The 17,483-nt window shown below is 42.1% G+C and carries 17 protein-coding genes; 7 read left to right on the forward strand and 10 right to left on the reverse strand.

Annotated features, from left to right (window positions below; genetic code table 11):
• Positions 1–52: 52 nt before the first annotated feature.
• From E5N72_RS11110 to gloA, 3 genes are all read left to right on the forward strand, one after another.
• Positions 53–1,045: an MDR family oxidoreductase gene (locus E5N72_RS11110; RefSeq protein ID WP_135924606.1), complete on the forward strand. Its 993-nt coding sequence runs from the start codon at positions 53–55 to the stop codon at positions 1,043–1,045.
• A 90-nt stretch (positions 1,046–1,135) separates the two neighbouring features.
• Positions 1,136–1,552, forward strand: coding sequence for a VF530 family DNA-binding protein (locus tag E5N72_RS11115; RefSeq protein ID WP_105180503.1), 417 nt, complete (start codon positions 1,136–1,138; stop codon positions 1,550–1,552).
• 189 nt (positions 1,553–1,741) lie between these two features.
• Complete coding sequence (gene gloA / locus E5N72_RS11120; RefSeq protein ID WP_135924609.1) at positions 1,742–2,272, forward strand: lactoylglutathione lyase; 531 nt, start codon at positions 1,742–1,744, stop codon at positions 2,270–2,272.
• 109 nt (positions 2,273–2,381) lie between these two features.
• Here gloA and E5N72_RS11125 read toward each other — a convergent pair whose 3' ends face one another.
• From E5N72_RS11125 to E5N72_RS11170, 10 genes are all read right to left on the reverse strand, one after another.
• Positions 2,382–2,759, reverse strand: a complete 378-nt coding sequence (locus tag E5N72_RS11125; protein ID WP_135924611.1) for a hypothetical protein — start codon at positions 2,757–2,759, stop codon at positions 2,382–2,384.
• Between the two features lie 211 nt (positions 2,760–2,970).
• A complete protein-coding gene (locus E5N72_RS11130; protein WP_135924614.1) occupies positions 2,971–4,794 on the reverse strand; it encodes a phosphotransferase in 1,824 nt (607 codons plus the stop codon).
• A 55-nt stretch (positions 4,795–4,849) separates the two neighbouring features.
• A complete protein-coding gene (locus tag E5N72_RS11135) occupies positions 4,850–5,338 on the reverse strand; it encodes a hypothetical protein (protein ID WP_168246733.1) in 489 nt (162 codons plus the stop codon).
• Between the two features lie 108 nt (positions 5,339–5,446).
• Entirely contained in the window at positions 5,447–6,208 is a 762-nt protein-coding gene (locus E5N72_RS11140) for an SDR family oxidoreductase (protein WP_135924619.1), read from the reverse strand.
• Positions 6,209–6,217: 9 nt separating this feature from the next.
• Positions 6,218–7,108 carry a 3-hydroxyisobutyrate dehydrogenase gene (gene mmsB, locus E5N72_RS11145; protein ID WP_135924621.1) on the reverse strand — a complete coding sequence of 297 codons (891 nt, stop codon included), beginning with the start codon at positions 7,106–7,108 and terminating at the stop codon, positions 6,218–6,220.
• Between the two features lie 17 nt (positions 7,109–7,125).
• On the reverse strand, positions 7,126–8,268 hold the full coding sequence (locus tag E5N72_RS11150) for an enoyl-CoA hydratase/isomerase family protein (RefSeq protein ID WP_135924623.1): 1,143 nt from the start codon (positions 8,266–8,268) through the stop codon (positions 7,126–7,128).
• Positions 8,268–9,047: an enoyl-CoA hydratase gene (locus E5N72_RS11155; RefSeq protein WP_135924626.1), complete on the reverse strand. Its 780-nt coding sequence runs from the start codon at positions 9,045–9,047 to the stop codon at positions 8,268–8,270. Before E5N72_RS11155 ends, E5N72_RS11150 begins: the two co-directional genes overlap by 1 nt.
• Positions 9,048–9,057: 10 nt before the next feature.
• A complete protein-coding gene (locus tag E5N72_RS11160) occupies positions 9,058–10,215 on the reverse strand; it encodes an acyl-CoA dehydrogenase family protein (RefSeq protein ID WP_105174103.1) in 1,158 nt (385 codons plus the stop codon).
• Between the two features lie 109 nt (positions 10,216–10,324).
• Positions 10,325–11,815, reverse strand: coding sequence for a CoA-acylating methylmalonate-semialdehyde dehydrogenase (locus E5N72_RS11165; protein WP_135924628.1), 1,491 nt, complete (start codon positions 11,813–11,815; stop codon positions 10,325–10,327).
• A gap of 91 nt (positions 11,816–11,906) precedes the next feature.
• Positions 11,907–13,088 (reverse strand): acetyl-CoA C-acyltransferase, encoded by a 1,182-nt coding sequence (locus tag E5N72_RS11170; protein ID WP_135924630.1) that lies wholly within the window; start codon positions 13,086–13,088, stop codon positions 11,907–11,909.
• A 341-nt stretch (positions 13,089–13,429) separates the two neighbouring features.
• Here E5N72_RS11170 and E5N72_RS11175 point away from each other — a divergent pair, with 341 nt between their 5' ends.
• From E5N72_RS11175 to E5N72_RS11190, 4 genes are read left to right on the forward strand one after another with little or no spacing between them, the layout of a single operon-like run.
• Positions 13,430–13,864 (forward strand): MerR family DNA-binding transcriptional regulator, encoded by a 435-nt coding sequence (locus E5N72_RS11175; protein ID WP_036968456.1) that lies wholly within the window; start codon positions 13,430–13,432, stop codon positions 13,862–13,864.
• A gap of 44 nt (positions 13,865–13,908) precedes the next feature.
• Positions 13,909–15,084: an isovaleryl-CoA dehydrogenase gene (locus tag E5N72_RS11180; protein ID WP_135924632.1), complete on the forward strand. Its 1,176-nt coding sequence runs from the start codon at positions 13,909–13,911 to the stop codon at positions 15,082–15,084.
• Positions 15,085–15,093: 9 nt separating this feature from the next.
• The gene (locus E5N72_RS11185) at positions 15,094–16,701 is read left to right on the forward strand and encodes a carboxyl transferase domain-containing protein (protein WP_135924635.1); all 1,608 of its coding nucleotides are present in this window, start codon (positions 15,094–15,096) and stop codon (positions 16,699–16,701) included.
• A 10-nt stretch (positions 16,702–16,711) separates the two neighbouring features.
• Complete coding sequence (locus E5N72_RS11190; protein WP_135924637.1) at positions 16,712–17,482, forward strand: enoyl-CoA hydratase/isomerase family protein; 771 nt, start codon at positions 16,712–16,714, stop codon at positions 17,480–17,482.
• The last annotated feature ends 1 nt before the right edge of the window (position 17,483 follow it).

A 17,483-nucleotide genomic window follows, 5' to 3' on the forward strand; every position in this document is an offset into this window, starting at 1 on the left:
AATGCGGTTTTATTTTAACCATTAAAAGACGATCGGTCTAAAAGGAGTCACCATGACAACATCAGTAAAATCGGTAGTTATTAATAAAGATGATCAAGGCTATCGTGCCGAATACACAGACTTTCCTGTAGAGAGCATCCACCAGCATGATGTAAATATTGATGTTGACTACAGCACGTTAAATTACAAAGATGCCTTAGCAATCACAGGTAAAGGGCCAGTGGTAAGAACATTTCCTATGATCCCCGGGATCGACCTTGCAGGCACAGTAACAGAGTCTAAAAGCGATGAATTTAAAGTAGGCGATAAAGTGCTACTAAATGGCTTTGGTGTTGGCGAAAAATACCTAGGTGGCCTAAGTGAAAAGGCGTCTATGAGTGCTGATTGGCTCATCCCCCTACCCGCTAATTTAACACCAAAACAGGCAATGCAAATTGGCACTGCGGGTTATACGGCAATGCTAAGTATTATCGCATTAGAAAAACAAGGCATCACGCCACAATGTGGTGAAATACTTGTTACCGGTGCCAATGGCGGCGTGGGTAGTTTTGCTATCTACTTATTAAATAAACTTGGCTTTGATGTGGTTGCAACAACTGGCCGTATAAATGAAGCACAGCACCTTGAAAAATTAGGCGCAAAACGCGTTTTATCTCGCGAAGAATTCTCAGCACCTGGTAAACCACTCGCTAAAGAGCAATTCGCTGGCGCAATTGATTCTGTGGGTAGCCACACCCTTGCAAATGTGTGTGCATCGATTAAATACGGAGGTGTTGTAACAGCGTGTGGGTTAGCACAAGGAATGGACTTTCCAGCAACGGTAGCGCCGTTTATCCTTCGTGGCATTAGTCTAATGGGTATAGATAGTGTAATGCGCCCTAAAGCTGATCGAATTGAAGCATGGCAACGTCTAAGTGAGTTAGTTGAAACTCAGTACCTCGACACCATTTCGCAAGAAATACCACTATCTAAAGCCATAGAAAATGCAGAAGCGTTATTAAAAGGTCAAATTCGCGGCCGTGTAGTGGTTAATTGTAAAGAATAAGCTCGAATATAAACATTCTTAGCAAGTTAGCTATAAAACTAGGGTAAAGGCAATTATACTTACCCTAGTTTTGTAATACCGGACAGTCTAATGAGTAATAAAGAAATTTTCAGCAATAACCCACTGCAAGGTGTAGGTATCGAGCAAGTAGTGACAGAGCTTGTCGAGCAATATGGCTGGGAATTGCTCCACGCCTACATGCGTTTAAACTGCTTTAAAAATAATCCAGATGTTAAATCTGCGGTTAAGTTTTTACGTAAAACACAATGGGCACAAGAAAAAGTAGAAAACTTTTATTTGTACCGCCTTAAAAATTTGCCACGCCCAGACGATGTAAACTACGAGCTGCCACCTCGAGATCGCGTGATCCCTGCTGATCAAAAACCAGGTGAACCGTGTGAGTTAAGTTTTACCGACGCTAAACGCATTCACGCAAAAAAAGAAGCCAAGCAACAAGCACGAACCCGTAAACAACGTTCAAGTGCGAGTAATCCTTGGGGCAACTAATCAACAATTGCTAGTTACAAGCTGTCAATTTATAAGAGCCGCCTGTTGAGGCGGTTTTTTATGTGAGTTAGCAAGTTAATATCTTCACAACCAGTCAAACTGGTCAATATTATTTTTTATTAATTTAAGGGTAACGTGGTTATGTTAGACTGAGTGCATCATCATTAATGTCATTTAAAAAGGATGTATATGTCTAACTACAACGAATCACCTGAACAAATCGCAAATGCAACGCAAGATTTCGTGATGCAACAAACTATGTTGCGTATTAAAGATCCAAAGCCTTCTTTAGATTTCTACCAAAACGTTTTAGGCATGAAGTTACTGGGTAAATATGATTTTCCTAAAATGGAGTTTACGCTGTACTTTTTAGGTTATGAGCAAGACATGCCAAAAGGCACCGATAAAGAAAAAGCACAGTGGGTATTTCGCCGCCCTGCTCTTATCGAGCTTACGCATAATTGGGGCACAGAAAACGACGACAGCTTTGCTGGTTACCATAGTGGAAATGATGAACCAAAAGGCTTTGGTCATATCGGTATTAGCGTGCCAGACGTTTACGCTGCGTGCGAACGTTTTGCAAAATACGATGTTGAGTTTGTAAAAAAACCAGACGATGGTTCGATGAAAGGCCTAGCCTTTATTAAAGACCCAGATGGTTATTGGATAGAAATACTCTCATCTGAAGGGATCACTGAGATAATTGAAGAGCATAAGTAAGATTGCACCGTAGATAACCTGCTTTAGCAGGTTATTTTATTCTTAATTCTAAGGTTTCATTTCTAAATATGAGCTTGCTTTAGGGTAAAGTGTTCTACGAAGTGAAAAATTAGTTTGCATAAAAATAGACTGCAAAAAGCAAAGGGAGGTACAAAATAGAACTTACGGCTGCCAGCAACCGCATATTATTACGGCCGAGCATTTCACTAGCATAATCAAGCTTAGGTGACCAAAATAAAGGCAGCAAAGACCATACGATGGCGACACATAACCACCCATTCCAAAATTCTGGTGTTAGATAAACTTTATCTGTGATGAAACCATAAAATGCGAACAAGCCCAATGACATAAAGAGCGCATTCGTTATTTCTTCAAATTTAACAATCTTAGGACTGTCATCTTTACCTGATAGATATCCATATATCTTAAAAGGAAATGGCACGACAGTAATGGCGAGCAAAATAATAAAGGATATTAGCCAGAACATATATTAAATCCATTTAAAAGCATATTCGACTTTTACAATTAGGCTTATCCCTACATTTTTCAATGATTCAATTAAAACTTTTGGATAATATCAGGACTAAAGGATGTAGCTAAAATTAATTTTCAAGAAAAAGCTACGAACAAAAACAGCGTAAAAAATACATATCCAATGTGATTCACACAATGAAGGTCATTTAGCAACTTTAAATAATCTACTCAATTGTTTCTCTTTTCGGATCTCTTGGAAAAAACTCATCGGGCTGTCTGGTGCATAAATCAAATTCACGGGTATTTTTGTAAGGTAGCTTCATAAAGCCTGCTACACCTACATCTGTGATACTAACCGCGTATTGCATAAGCTTACTTAATAAACGTTTAAATTCAGGCTCTTTACTGGCATCAAGCAAACGATAGTAATGATGTATTTTCATCCTATCAGGTAAGGCTTCGAAAATGATACAGCCCGTGTGGTGTATTTGGTTAAGCTCAAATACGCACTTTATGACCTTTTTCGGGAGCTGTAATTGCTCATCTGGGTCTTTACCATCTTCAAAGTAAGAGTGCGGTCTGGTTACGTCTGAGGCTTGTACATCCATTACTTCGTAATCAAGCTCAGGTAAATGTTTAAATTTAAACGCACCGGTGCCATCACGCTCTAGCTGAATGGTCTTACGCGCATCAAACAAACAACATTTAAAGAGACCTTTTTGTTCAATCCCCTGTGCTAACATCACCGTGTTGTTAATCGCATCGGTAAACGCAGTACCGAGTGTTTCATCATGCAGGATAAGTGATGATTCAACAAACATTGAGTTTTCTTTCCAATGAAAACTCAAGCCCCCTACTACCGGATATTTTGCTAATCGGCTTATTGAGGCCAAAAATGCTTTTTCGGTGTCGCCGGTATCAAATAAAAACTCTTTGTAGTATCTATCGAGCTGAGCATCGTTTACATCAAGTAATTGTTGATTATAGTCGGCTTGTCTTAAAAATTGCTTTCGAGAACTGTAAACCACCGTGTCTGGGTGTTCATCAAACTCACTAAACCAATAAGGAATATAAGGGCGAATGACTTTACGGGGCAGCTCAGGGAGGTAAGCTTTAGCCATTGTAGGCATGTTTCGCATAAAATAATCACCAGCCCCATCGCGAGTGGCCTTATTTTTTGAAAGCATACCGTCAATTACCCGGGCAAGCTCCATAGGTAAATTTAAGCTTGTAGCCGGAATAACCGCCGCACCAAATCTACAAGATTGTGCAGAGGCTAATGCATAAAGAGTTGAGGCAACACCTTGCTCATCAAAACGTGGCGATGACTGCCCGCCCGACATTTGTTCATCACCTATAAAATACACATCCCCCATACGTGCATTGGTACTACTGATATCTGCAGACATGAGATCCATAAAGTTGCTGGCAACCGGATTACCATCAGCATCTATTTGTGCATAAACAGAGCTGCCCCAATCAACCAATGACAACTTATTGGTTTGTTCATCATAAACAATGTTAGAGGGCTTGATATCGCCATGCACAATTGGTTGCGGGCTTAAGCCATTTTTATGTTCACGTAAATCTACAAGCACATTACGTAGCCTAAGAGCCAGCGCCATAATTTTTGCTGCACTAAAACGCCCCTGTTTAATGGAAATTTTTTCTAAGTCTTCACCTAGAGCGCGCTCCATCATTAAAATGCCTTGCTTTTTAATGCGTTCAAAGGCATAAAATTTTGGCACCAGCGGATTATTAACTTGCGAGAGCATGTACGCTTCGTCTTCTAGACGGTCACGCACACTTTGTGCAAGGGTTATCCGTGAAAACTTAAATACCCAAGGTAGGTTTTCATCATCAACACCGGCAAAAACAAATCCGAATGCACCAGAGCCAATTAATTCAACGTCACTGTAACCAAGCAAAGTAAGCTGTTTAATACAAATGTTAAGCCATTGGCGGTGCTTTTTAGCATCATGGTGAGACAGTAAATAAACAGACTGTTCTTCATTGATATAAAAATTGCGGATTTGTTTGGGATTCACTGCATCTCTCAAAGTTAAGCGGCTTTTAACCGCTTAATTATTGAATGCTAAACAGTTAATTACAAGGCTTTTGCTCTTCGATGATCCAGCCTTGATCTTTCAGAACCAGTTCTGATACTGCAAAGGTTAAGCAAAAAAAGATAACCAACTCTAATAAGGTAAGAATATCAGCGGCAAAACACCAGCCTAAAACCCCTGCAAATAAAAATGGGATTGCTTTTAAATACCAAGCAATTTGTCGGGTTTTACCATATGTGAGTTCATAACTGTGAACTAGCTCACCCTCACACTCTAATGTTATGGTAGAAGAAAACTTCCTGAATAAAGTCACTGAAATTGTTAATTGGCAGGCTTTACCATCAACATTAAACTCATGAACAGATTTCGTTTTAAAGTTACGTGATTCTGCTATTAATTCACCGTCAACTTTCAGAACTTCTTTTCCAGAATAAGCAGAACCCCAGTATTCAATTAAATGTTCACCCAGATTGAAGTTAGCTTTAATTCCTTTGCTCATTGAGACTGTAATGACATCAGTGCTCATAAAAAATCTCCTTATCATTATGAATTTAAAATACTTAAAAAATAAAAAAACGGCAAGCTAGGCTTACCGTTTTGGTACTTTCAATGGGTAAAGGGTTACCATTTAAAACTAAAGGCGGATACCGCCATCAATTTCAACAACACGACCTGTAAAGAAGTCATTCTCTACAATGTATTGTGCTGTTTGGGCAATTTCTTCTGCTTCACCAAAACGACCCACTGGTGTTACCGCCATCATGCGTTGTTTTGCTTCTGGTTTCATTGCATCTGTCATTGCTGTGCGAATAACACCCGGTGCGATTGCACCAACACGGATACCAAAGCGACCTAATTCTTTCGCCCAACCCGTTGTCATCGCAACAACACCAGCTTTAGACGCAGCATAGTTTGTTTGGCCAATGTTACCAGCACGAGCAACACTCGACATATTAACGATAACGCCACCTTTGCCAGACTCAATCATGTGGCTCGCAGCTTCACGACCAGCTAAGAATACACCGGTCAGGTTCACATCAATTACAGATTGAAATTGAGCCAGCGACATTTTATCAACTACTTTGCCTTCTTTTGCTTTGATAAACATACCATCGCGTAAGATACCCGCGTTGTTAATTAACACGCCGATATGGCCAAAGTCTTTGTTAATAGTATTAAACGTTGCTACCACTGCATCTTCATCTGTGACATTAGCAGCATATGCCATGACTTTTGTGCCATGCTTGGCAAGCGCTGATACTGCCGTATCAAGTACGTCTTGTTGCATATCGATAAGGGCGATGTTCGCGCCAAGCGATGCAAATTTCTCGGCCATCGCAAAGCCTAAACCTTGCGCACCACCGGTAATTACGATGTTGTTGTTTTTAATATCCACAACAATCTCCTACTTCGAGAATAATTTAAAAATAGCGCTAAAATCATCACTACCCGCACCTTGATGCTGAAGCATAGTGTATAGATTCTTCGCCATTGACCCCATTGGGGTAGATGAATTACTTTGCTGAGCCGCTTCCATAGCAAGACCTAAGTCTTTCGCCATTAAATCAACCATAAAGCCCGGTTTATAATCATTACTTGCTGGTGCTGTTTCCATTACACCAGGGCATGGGTTATAAAGCTCAAGTGTCCAGTTACGACCAGAACTTGCAGTCATTATGTCACTTAACACTTTTGGATCGAGCCCGTTATTTATGCCCATTTGTAGTGCTTCGCTAGTACCTGCCATTAAAATGCTTAGCAGCATGTTGTTACAGATTTTTGCGACTTGGCCTGCACCAATCTCACCAGCATGAAAGATGTTTTTACCCATATCTGCTAGAGCCAGTTTGGCTTTTTCAAAGTGGCTTTGTTCACCACCGACGATAAAGGTTAAAGTACCCGCTGTTGCACCTGCAACACCACCTGATACCGGTGCATCAACAAAATCAATGCCTTTTTGAGCAAGCTCGCTACCCACTTGACGTGCTGATTCTGCATCAATGGTTGAGCAGTCAATCACTAAGGTTTTGCTATCAAGTAAGTTAATAAGACCCGTTTCACCTAAGTAAAGCGATTTAACGTGTTTACTTGCCGGTAGCATACTGATAAAAATATCAGCACCAATGGCACATTCAGCCGCATCGTTTGCAGCAATTGCACCTTTATCGGCAAGCTCATTAACCGCTGCTTTATTTAAGTCAAACACTCGAACTGTATGACCTGCATTGACAAGGTTTGCCGCCATTGGGCCACCCATGTTGCCTAAACCAATAAATCCTATTGTTAATTTAGCCATTTGTTTACCCCTTGGACTTAAGATGACGTTAATGAGTTAAGTGGATGAGATTGCTCATCCCAGCGTGCTGTAAAGAAGCTATCTACAACTGCTTCGTCGATATCGCTAAGCGATTTAAACTGCCAGTTTGGTGCACCGTCTTTGTCGATTAGTAGCGCACGAACTCCTTCTTGGAACTCACCTACTTCGCCACAGCGAACCGACATGCCTAGCTCCATTTTAAAGCACTGTGCTAACGTCATCTCTTTTGAATTAGCTAATTGACGTTCAACAAGCGCACAACTTAGCGGACAACCATGTGCTAATGACTTTTGCGCACGGGTAAGCCATTTGTCTTCTGTTTCTAAAGCTTGAATGTAGTCAATTTTGCCCTGCAGTGAGTCAAATTCAACCAGCTTTTGAATAACCTCAAGGTTATCTTTTACGTTACCTTTAGGGACACGGCCTGAAATATTATCAATAGAGATTAGAATGTTAGTTAGCTTATCGTGATTTAATGAGGCTGTTTTTCCCCACTTTTCAGCTGTGATAGCCGTTAAAATAGCGTCATATTTATCTGCTGTTGCATAGTGATCAGCAAGATTAACAAACAAGGCATCTTCAGCATTGATAGACGCCGCAGTTAACCCTAAAAATAAACCCACTTGCTCAGGCATTTTATGTAAGAAATAACTGCCGCCAACATCTGGGTATAAACCAATGGTTAGCTCAGGCATTGCGATACGCGATGTTTCGGTTACCACACGGTGACTTGCACCAGCCATTAAGCCAAGACCGCCACCCATAACAATGCCATTACCCCAAAGTAATATTGGCTTTTCATAGCAGTGAATTAGGTAGTCTAATTTATACTCAAGGGTAAAAAAGTCTTCAATGTAGTGAGCAGGCTCACCTGTGCTCATTGCTTTATGTAGGCTTACTACATCGCCACCAGCACAAAATGCTTTTTCACCAGCCCCTTTTAAAATAACCATGGCAACAGCGTCATCGTCAGCCCATTTTCTAAGCTGAGGCTCAAGCAGTTGGATCATGTCGTAATTTAAGGCATTTAACGACTTAGGCGCATTGAGTGTCGCAATTGCAATGAGGCCGCTCTCGGCCTCTGCAGTTTCAAACACCACAGGCGCATCTTGATGATTTAGTAGTGTTACGTTAGTCATTAGCCATTTACCCAATTTGCTTTACGCTTTTCTAAGAACGCATTCACGCCTTCTTTTTGGTCTTGCGTATCAAACAATTGTACAAATAACTCACGCTCTAATGGCAATGCATGGGCCATAGGTTGTGTGCGACCTTTTTGAATAAGTTCTTTACATGCAGTCACAGCAACCGGGCTTTGCTCACCAACTTGGTTAGCAAGTTTCATTGCCGCAGCTAAGCTTTCGCCAGCGCCGACCACTTCTTCAACAAGGCCAATTTCACGTGCTTTATCTGCTTTTAGGCGCTCGCCACATAAAATCATGCGTTTTGCCCAACCTTCACCGACAAGCCATGCAAGGTTTTGCGTACCGCCAGCACAAGGCAGTAAGCCAACTTTCGCTTCAGGAAGTGCCATTTGAGCTTGCTCTTCAGCAATACGAATATCACACGCAAGAGCCACTTCAAGACCACCGCCCATGGCATAACCATTAATTGCCGCGATTGATACACCTCGGAAATTTGTTAAAGCTTCAAATGCATCACCAAACACTTTAGACATGGTGGCTGCAACGCCTTTATCACCACTAGCAAATACGTTCAGATCGGCACCAGCACTAAAGAACTTTTCACCTTGGCCTGTAATCACTAATGCATAGACATTTTTGTTAGCATTTAGCTCAGTTACAGTGTCTTTAAGTGCTGTTAATGTATCTTGTGTCCAGGTATTCGCTGGCGGGTTATTCATGGTTAAAACCGCTACGTTACCTTCAATATTTAAATCAATCGATGGATTAGACATAGGTTGCTCCTTATAGAATGTCGCCAGCTGACTCAGCTAAGATACGACGTGCGATAATCACACGCATGATTTCGTTTGTGCCTTCAAGAATTTGATGCACACGTACGTCTCTAAAATGACGCTCTAATGGATATTCTTTGATGTAACCGTAACCGCCGTGAATTTGTAGTGCGTCGTCACATACTTTAAAACCAACATCTGTGGCAAAACGTTTTGCCATCGCGCAGTAAGTGGTTTTTTCGCTGTCACCTGTATCTAGTTTAAATGCGGCTAAGCGCACCATTTGACGAGCGGCAACAAGCTCAGTGTTCATGTCGGCAATTTTAAATTGCAGTGCTTGGAATGCAGCTAATGGCTTACCAAATTGCTCACGTTCTTTTAAGTATTCGCGCGCAGTATTAAGAGCAGCTTGTGCTGTACCTAATGAACAGGTAGCAATATTAATTCGGCCACCATCTAGGCCTTGCATTGCAAACTTAAAGCCTTCGCCTTCTTGACCTAGTAAGTTAGCCGCAGGAATTCTGACACCTTCAAAGCTAATTAAACGTGTTGGCTGTGCATTCCAGCCCATTTTTTCTTCAGCTTTACCGTATTCAATACCTGCTGCATCAGCTGGCACAACAAATGCCGAAATACCGGCTGCGCCTTCACCACCAGTGCGCGCCATAACCACAAGTAAGTCAGTTTCACCAGCACCCGAAATAAACATTTTAGAGCCTGAGATCACATACTCATCGCCCTCTTTAACCGCTTTGGTTTTTAGCGATGCGGCATCAGAGCCAGAACCTGGCTCTGTTAAACAGTAAGAAGCAAGTAACTCACCCATTACTAATTGCTCACAGTACTGAGCTTTAACGTCCTCAGTACCAAAGCTTGCAATCATCCAGGTTGCCATATTATGAATGGTCAACATAGCGGTCGTTGCTGTACAACCCATAGCAAGCTGTTCGAAAATAATGCTTGAATCTAGGCGAGATAAACCTAAGCCACCCGCTTCTTCTGGGGTATATAAACCACAAAAGCCAAGCTCACCGGCTGCTTTAATGGTGTCTTTAGGGAAAATGTGTTCTTGGTCCCACTTAGCTGCATTAGGCGCAAGTTCAGACTCTGCAAACTGACGGGCTGTTTCAGCAAACGCTTGCTGATCTTCGGTTAAATTAAAGTCCATAGTAGACCTCTATTTGTTGTCTTATTCTTGTGTGAATAACGATTGTTGTCGTTTAAATGTGTGTTCTTTGAGCGAGCGTGTGCTCGCTCAGCAGTAAATTAATTACGGCTTATTTAAGGTTGATACTCATGTTCGGACCTGAAGCGATATCATCTTCAAACCAACGTGAAGTAATTGTTTTCGTTTCTGTGTAAAAACGAATACCTTGCTTACCATAGGTGTGTTGATCGCCGTAGAAAGAACCTTTCCAACCTGTGAAAGAGAAAAACGGTAGTGGCACAGGAATTGGCACGTTAATACCAACTTGACCTACTTCGATTTCATGTTGGAATTTACGTGCAGCAGCGCCGCTTGATGTGAATAACGAAGTACCGTTACCGTAAGGCGAGTTATTGATAAGCTCAATCGCCTCATCGAGTGTATCTACAAACATACAAGCCAGTACTGGACCAAAGATCTCTTCTTTGTATAAATCCATTTCTGTTGTTACATCAGTAAATAATGTTGGGCCAACCCAGTTGCCTTGCTCGTAGCCTTCAACAGTAAAGTCAGAGCCATCAATTAAGCACGTTGCACCTTGTTCTTTACCACTTGCGATAAGTGATAAGATTCGATCTTTTGCCGCTTTTGATGTTTGTGGGCCGTAGGCCGCGTTTGCATCATCCCATACACCAGGGCGTACGTTTTCAAAGCCTGCTTTAATTTCATCAACCCAGTCTTTTGCTTGACCAACAAACACAGCAACCGAAATACCCATACAGCGCTGACCCGCAGCACCTACAGACGCACCTACTAGGTTGTTTACAACATGCGATTTACTTGCATCAGGCATAATAACCATGTGGTTTTTTGCACCTACACAAGCTTGCACGCGTTTAAGGTTTGCTGTGCCTTTTGAATAGATGTATTCACCTACACCACACGAACCAACAAATGAAATAGCGCGTACTGCTGGGTCTTCTAATAAACGGTCAACTTGTGGTTTTGTACCATGAACAACTTGTAACACCCCTTTTGGCGCACCCGCTTCAACAAATAGTTCAGCTAAACGCATTGGTGTTAATGGATCTTGTTCTGATGGTTTAAGAATAAAGGTGTTACCACACACAATAGCCAGTGGGAACATCCATAATGGGATCATCGCAGGAAAGTTAAATGGCGTAATACCTGCACAGACACCCAGCGGTTGCATGTAAGAATAGGTATCGATTTTACGCGCTACGTTTTCCATTGTTTCGCCCATCATGAGTGATGGTGCATTGGCTGCTTGCTCAACAACTTCAATACCACGCCAAACATCGCCTTTGGCATCTTCAAATGTTTTACCCAGCTCATGACAAATAATCGTCGCAAGCTCATCATGGTTTTCTTTTAGTAGTGCGGCGTATTTCATCATAATGCGCGCACGCTCAGAAATTGGCACTTCTTTCCATGTTTTAAACGTTTCTTTTGCAGAGGCAATGGCTGCATCCATTTCAGCATCCGTTGCACACGGAACTTGCGCTAACACTTCTTGGTTTGCAGGATTGATAACATCAATCAACTGCGTTGAACTTGATTGGGTAAATTCGCCGTTGATAAATAAAGGTACTTGGTGCATGAGGCACTCCTCCCCAGTGGGTATAAAGAGGCCGCAACATGATAGTTTTTAAAATACGTTGCGGCTGTGAGAGATTAAAATTCTAAAGCGATTAAATAGCTTCAACTGCCATAGCAACAGCTTCACCACCACCGATACACAGTGAGGCAACACCTTTGCTAAGACCACGATTCTTTAATGCATGAATTAAGGTAACTAAGATACGCGCACCGCTTGCACCAATTGGGTGACCAAGTGCACAGGCACCGCCGTTAACATTCACTTTGCTTTCATCAAGTTTTAACTCGTTAATTGCAAGCATAGTCACCATGGCAAACGCTTCGTTGATTTCCCATAAATCAACATCATTCACAGACCAACCGGCTTTTTCTAAAAGCGATTGCATCGCGCCAACTGGTGCTAAAGTAAATTCGCTTGGAGCTTGAGAATGTGTACTGTGAGCAACGATACGGCAAAGTGGTGTTAAACCTTGTGCTTTAGCATCTGATTCACGCATTAACACAAGCGCAGCTGCACCATCAGAAATTGATGACGAATTTGCAGCTGTAATCGTGCCGTCTTTTTTAAATGCAGGACGTAAACCTGGAATTTTATCAGGACGCGCATTGCCTGGTTGCTCATCAATCGCAACAGTCACATCACCTTTGCGTGTTGAGATAGTGTGCGCTGCAATTTCATTATCAAATGCGCCTGTTTCAATTGCGCTATTTGCTTTAGTCAGTGAGCTAAGTGCAAAGTTGTCCATTTGTTCACGACCAATTGAATATTGATCGGCAGTATCTTGTGCAAAACAACCCATTGCTTTGTTGTCGTAAGCATCTTCAAGGCCGTCACACATCATGTGATCTTTTACTTCGCCATGACCCATACGCATACCTGAACGTGCATTCGGTAACATATAAGGCGCGTTACTCATGCTTTCCATACCACCTGCAACAGCGGTGTTTATAGAGCCTGATTTAATTAAGTCATGAGCAAACATTGCAGCCTTTAAGCCAGAGCCACATACTTTGTTGATTGTTGTTGCGCCAGTACCTTGGTTAAGGCCTGCTTTTAACATTGCTTGGCGTGCCGGTGCTTGACCAAGACCAGCTGGTAATACACAGCCCATGATCACTTCGTCAATCTTATCGGCAGATAAACCAGCTTGCTCTAAGCTACTTTTAATAGCTGTAGCACCTAAATCAGTTGCGTGAGCACCACTAAGTGCGCCCATAAAACCACCCATAGGGGTACGTTTTGCGGCAACAATAACAACGGCTTCAGTAGTCATAATTGGCTCCATGTAAGTGGTTATCATCATGTGTTCAAATCATGTGTAACCAAACAGTTAATTTGTTATAGTTTAATTTCGATTTAATTCAGCATACATAATATTTACGTTTACGCCAACGTAAATCTAAAATCAACTTTTTTGCGGTCGTTAAAACTGTAAACTTATCTGTATTTTGTTGTATTAAAAATCGAACATCTGCTTACAAGGCTAGATAAATAGAGCTTTTCAACAAATCCAACCAGTTATCTTTATAAGTCTAAAGTATAACTCCTAAATCACCCTTTACCTTTACGTAAACTTCACTTATATTGGAGTTATTCGAATGAGGTAAATAAATCATGAAACAAGACAATCAAACAAACTTTGAAAGCGCAGCAGTTGAACCTGCTAGCAATGAGCAAACGTTTAGTATCAGCGAACTAGCAAAAGAATTTGATATTACCACCCGCTCTATCCGCTTTTACGAAGACCAAGGCCTGATATCACCTGAGCGCAATGGTCAAACCCGTATTTATTCAAAACGCGACAAAGTAAGACTAAAACTTATTCTACGCGGTAAACGCTTAGGTTTTACCTTAGCTGAAACGGGTCGTTTGTTTGAACTTTACGATGCTGATAAATCAAGCGCTAAACAGCTAGTGACTATGCTTGACCTTATCGCAGAGAAAAAAGCGGACCTAAGCCAACAAATGGACGACATTAAAGTTGTACTGATGGAATTGGTTACAGCAGAACGCCGCTGTCGTGAAACCCTTAATAATTTAGACGAATAACCTGACAACAATCTCGTCGACAGACTCTCACAGGAACACACATTATGAGCACTATTTCACTATACAAAGAAATGAACTTCGGACTTGGCGAAACAGCAGACATGATCCGCGATCACGTTAATAGCTTTGCTAGCCAAGAAATCGCACCACTTGCAGAACAAACAGATTTAGACAATGCCTTCCCTAATCAACTTTGGCCACAACTTGGCGAAATGGGTTTATTAGGTATGACAGTGCCTGAAGAATTTGGCGGTGCTGGCCTTGGTTACCTTGAGCACGTAATCGCAATGGAAGAAATTAGCCGTGCAAGTGCCTCGATTGGTTTAAGTTATGGTGCTCATTCAAACTTATGTGTTAACCAAATTAACCGTAATGGGTCACAAGCACAAAAAGAAAAGTACTTACCAAAACTTATCAGCGGTGAGCACATTGGTGCCCTTGCGATGAGTGAGCCAAATGCGGGTTCTGATGTTGTATCAATGAAATTAAAAGCTGAGAAAAAAGGTGATGTATTTGTACTTAACGGTAACAAAATGTGGATCACTAATGGTCCAGATGCCGATACCTTTGTTATCTATGCAAAAACAGATTTAAATGCCGGCCCTAAAGGCATCACAGCTTTCATCGTTGAACGTAACACTCCGGGATTCTCTACTGCGCAAAAGCTAGACAAACTTGGTATGCGTGGCTCTAACACCTGTGAATTAGTGTTTGAGAACTGCGAAGTACCAGCAGAAAACATTCTAGGTAACTTAAACGAAGGCGTAAAAGTACTTATGAGTGGCCTTGATTATGAGCGTGTTGTTTTAGCGGCAGGCCCGCTTGGCATTATGCAAGCATGTATGGACATTGTGGTTCCTTATATTCATGAGCGTAAACAATTTGATAGCCCAATTGGTCAGTTCCAGCTTATTCAAGGCAAAATCGCTGATATGTACACGCAAATGAATGCTGCTCGTTCATACGTTTACACGGTAGCTCGTGCATGTGACCGCGGCGAAACAACGCGTAAAGATGCCGCTGGCGCAATTTTATATGCGGCAGAGCTGGCAACTAAGATGGCCCTTGATGCTATTCAAATCTTAGGTGGTAATGGTTATATCAACGAATACGCAACAGGTCGTTTATTACGTGATGCAAAACTGTATGAAATTGGCGCAGGTACCTCTGAAATCCGCCGCATGCTAATTGGTCGCGAATTATTCACTGAAAGCCGATAGGACCTTGTTATGACGATTTTAAAATCGAGTGTAAATCCACACGATCCGCAATTTTTGCAAAATCACGACAACATGGCAGCGCTCGTAACTGACTTACGTGAAAAAGTAGCTGATATCCGTTTAGGCGGCGGCCCTGCCCTGATTGAGCGCCATCAAGGCCGTGGTAAGTTGTTTGTTCGTGACCGTATTGAAACGCTACTTGATGAAGGCTCGCCATTTTTAGAGATTTCACAATTTGCTGCCTTTGGCGTGTATGAACAAGCCATTCCTTGTGCAGGTGTTGTTGCCGGTATTGGTCGTGTGAAAGGCGTTGAATGTATGATCATCGCCAATGATGCAACCGTAAAAGGCGGTACATACTTTCCACTAACGGTAAAAAAACATCTACGTGCTCAAGATATCGCAGAACGTTGTCATTTACCGTGTATTTATTTAGTTGATTCAGGCGGTGCAAACCTGCCTGAACAAGATGATGTATTTCCCGATAAATTACACTTTGGCCGTATTTTCTATAATCAGGCTCGTATGTCTGGTAAAGGCATTCCACAAATTGCAGTCGTAATGGGTTTATGTACTGCAGGTGGTGCTTATGTACCAGCGATGGCTGATGAAAGTATTATCGTAAAAGAGCAAGGCACAATTTTCTTAGCAGGCCCGCCACTGGTTAAAGCGGCTACGGGTGAAGAAGTAAGTGCTGAAGAGCTAGGTGGTGCTGATGTTCACTGTAAAACATCTGGTGTTGCCGATCACTATGCTGAAAATGATGCCCATGCACTTTCTATCGCGCGCCAATGTATTGAACGAATCAACTATCAGCGCCCTACTGCACCGTTACTTGATGATGTTAAACCGCCGCGTTACGACATTAACGAAATTTACGGCATTGTGGGTACCGACCTTAAAAAGCCATTTGATGTACGCGAAGTAATTGCCCGTGTTGTTGATGATTCATCATTTGATGAATTTAAACGCTACTTTGGCGAAACATTAGTAACCGGCTTTGCAAAAATATTTGGTCACCCTGTCGGTATTGTTGCCAACAACGGCATTTTATTTAGTGAATCGGCGCAAAAAGGCGCGCACTTTATTCAACTATGTGCGCAACGCAAAATTCCTTTGGTGTTTTTACAAAATATTACTGGCTTTATGGTTGGTAAAAAATACGAAGCCGAAGGCATCGCCAAGCATGGTGCGAAAATGGTAACCGCTGTGTCATGTGCTGATGTACCAAAATTCACCGTATTAATTGGTGGCTCGTATGGTGCAGGTAACTACGGTATGTGTGGTCGTGCATTCGAACCAACCATGATGTGGATGTGGCCAAACGCCCGTATCTCTGTAATGGGTGGTGAACAAGCAGCTGGCGTTCTTGCACAAGTTAAACAAGACGGTTTAGCCCGTAAAGGCGAAAGCATGACTGATGAGCAAGTCAGTGAGTTTAAAAAGCCAATTATCGAGCAATACGAAAAACAAGGTCATCCATATTACGCCAGTGCCCGCCTTTGGGATGATGGCATTATCGATCCTGCTGATACCCGCAATGTATTGGGGCTTGCCTTAAGTGCAGCTAAAAATGCACCAGAGCGCGATTCGCAGTTCGGCGTATTTAGAATGTAATGGAGGCCTTATGTCAGTAACACTCGAAATAACAAAATCAAATGTGGCTGTGCTGGTACTAAGTCGCCCTGAAAAACACAATGCATTTAACGAAGAAGTCATTAGTGAGCTGATCCGTTTAATTGAACACGCAAACAGTTGCGATGTGCGCGCACTGGTTTTAAAAACCGAAGGTAAGCACTTCTCTGCAGGTGCTGATTTAAATTGGATGAAGTCGATGGCTGGCAATGACTTTGCTGAAAACTTAGCGGATTCAATGCAGCTGGCAAAGCTTATGAAAGTCCTTGCTACAAGCCCTCACCCTACAATTTGTGCCGTACAAGGTGCTGCATTTGGCGGTGCGTTAGGCTTGATTGCCTGTTGTGATATCGCGATTTGCCAAGACGATGCGCAATTTTGCTTAAGTGAAGTAAAGCTTGGTCTTATTCCTGCGGTTATCAGCCCTTATGTCATTAAAGCTATTGGTGAACGCGCTGCACGTCGTTACTTTTTAACGGCTGAGATATTCGACGCTCATACAGCCAAGCAACTGGGTTTAATTCACCAGATCACCGGCGATTTACAAACAGCGCTCGACAAACATTTACAAAACCTTGTCAACAATGGCCCTATTGCAGTTAAAGCAGCAAAGCAGCTTATAAATGATGTGGCTGGTAATGTAATTGATGATGCACTTATTGAGTTAACCGCAGAGCGCATTGCACGCATACGTGTATCTCAAGAAGGCCAAGAAGGTCTGACTGCATTTTTTGAAAAACGTGCCCCAAACTGGCAGAAATAGG

This window comes from Pseudoalteromonas sp. MEBiC 03607, from assembly GCF_004792295.1.
GTDB lineage: Bacteria > Pseudomonadota > Gammaproteobacteria > Enterobacterales > Alteromonadaceae > Pseudoalteromonas > Pseudoalteromonas lipolytica_C.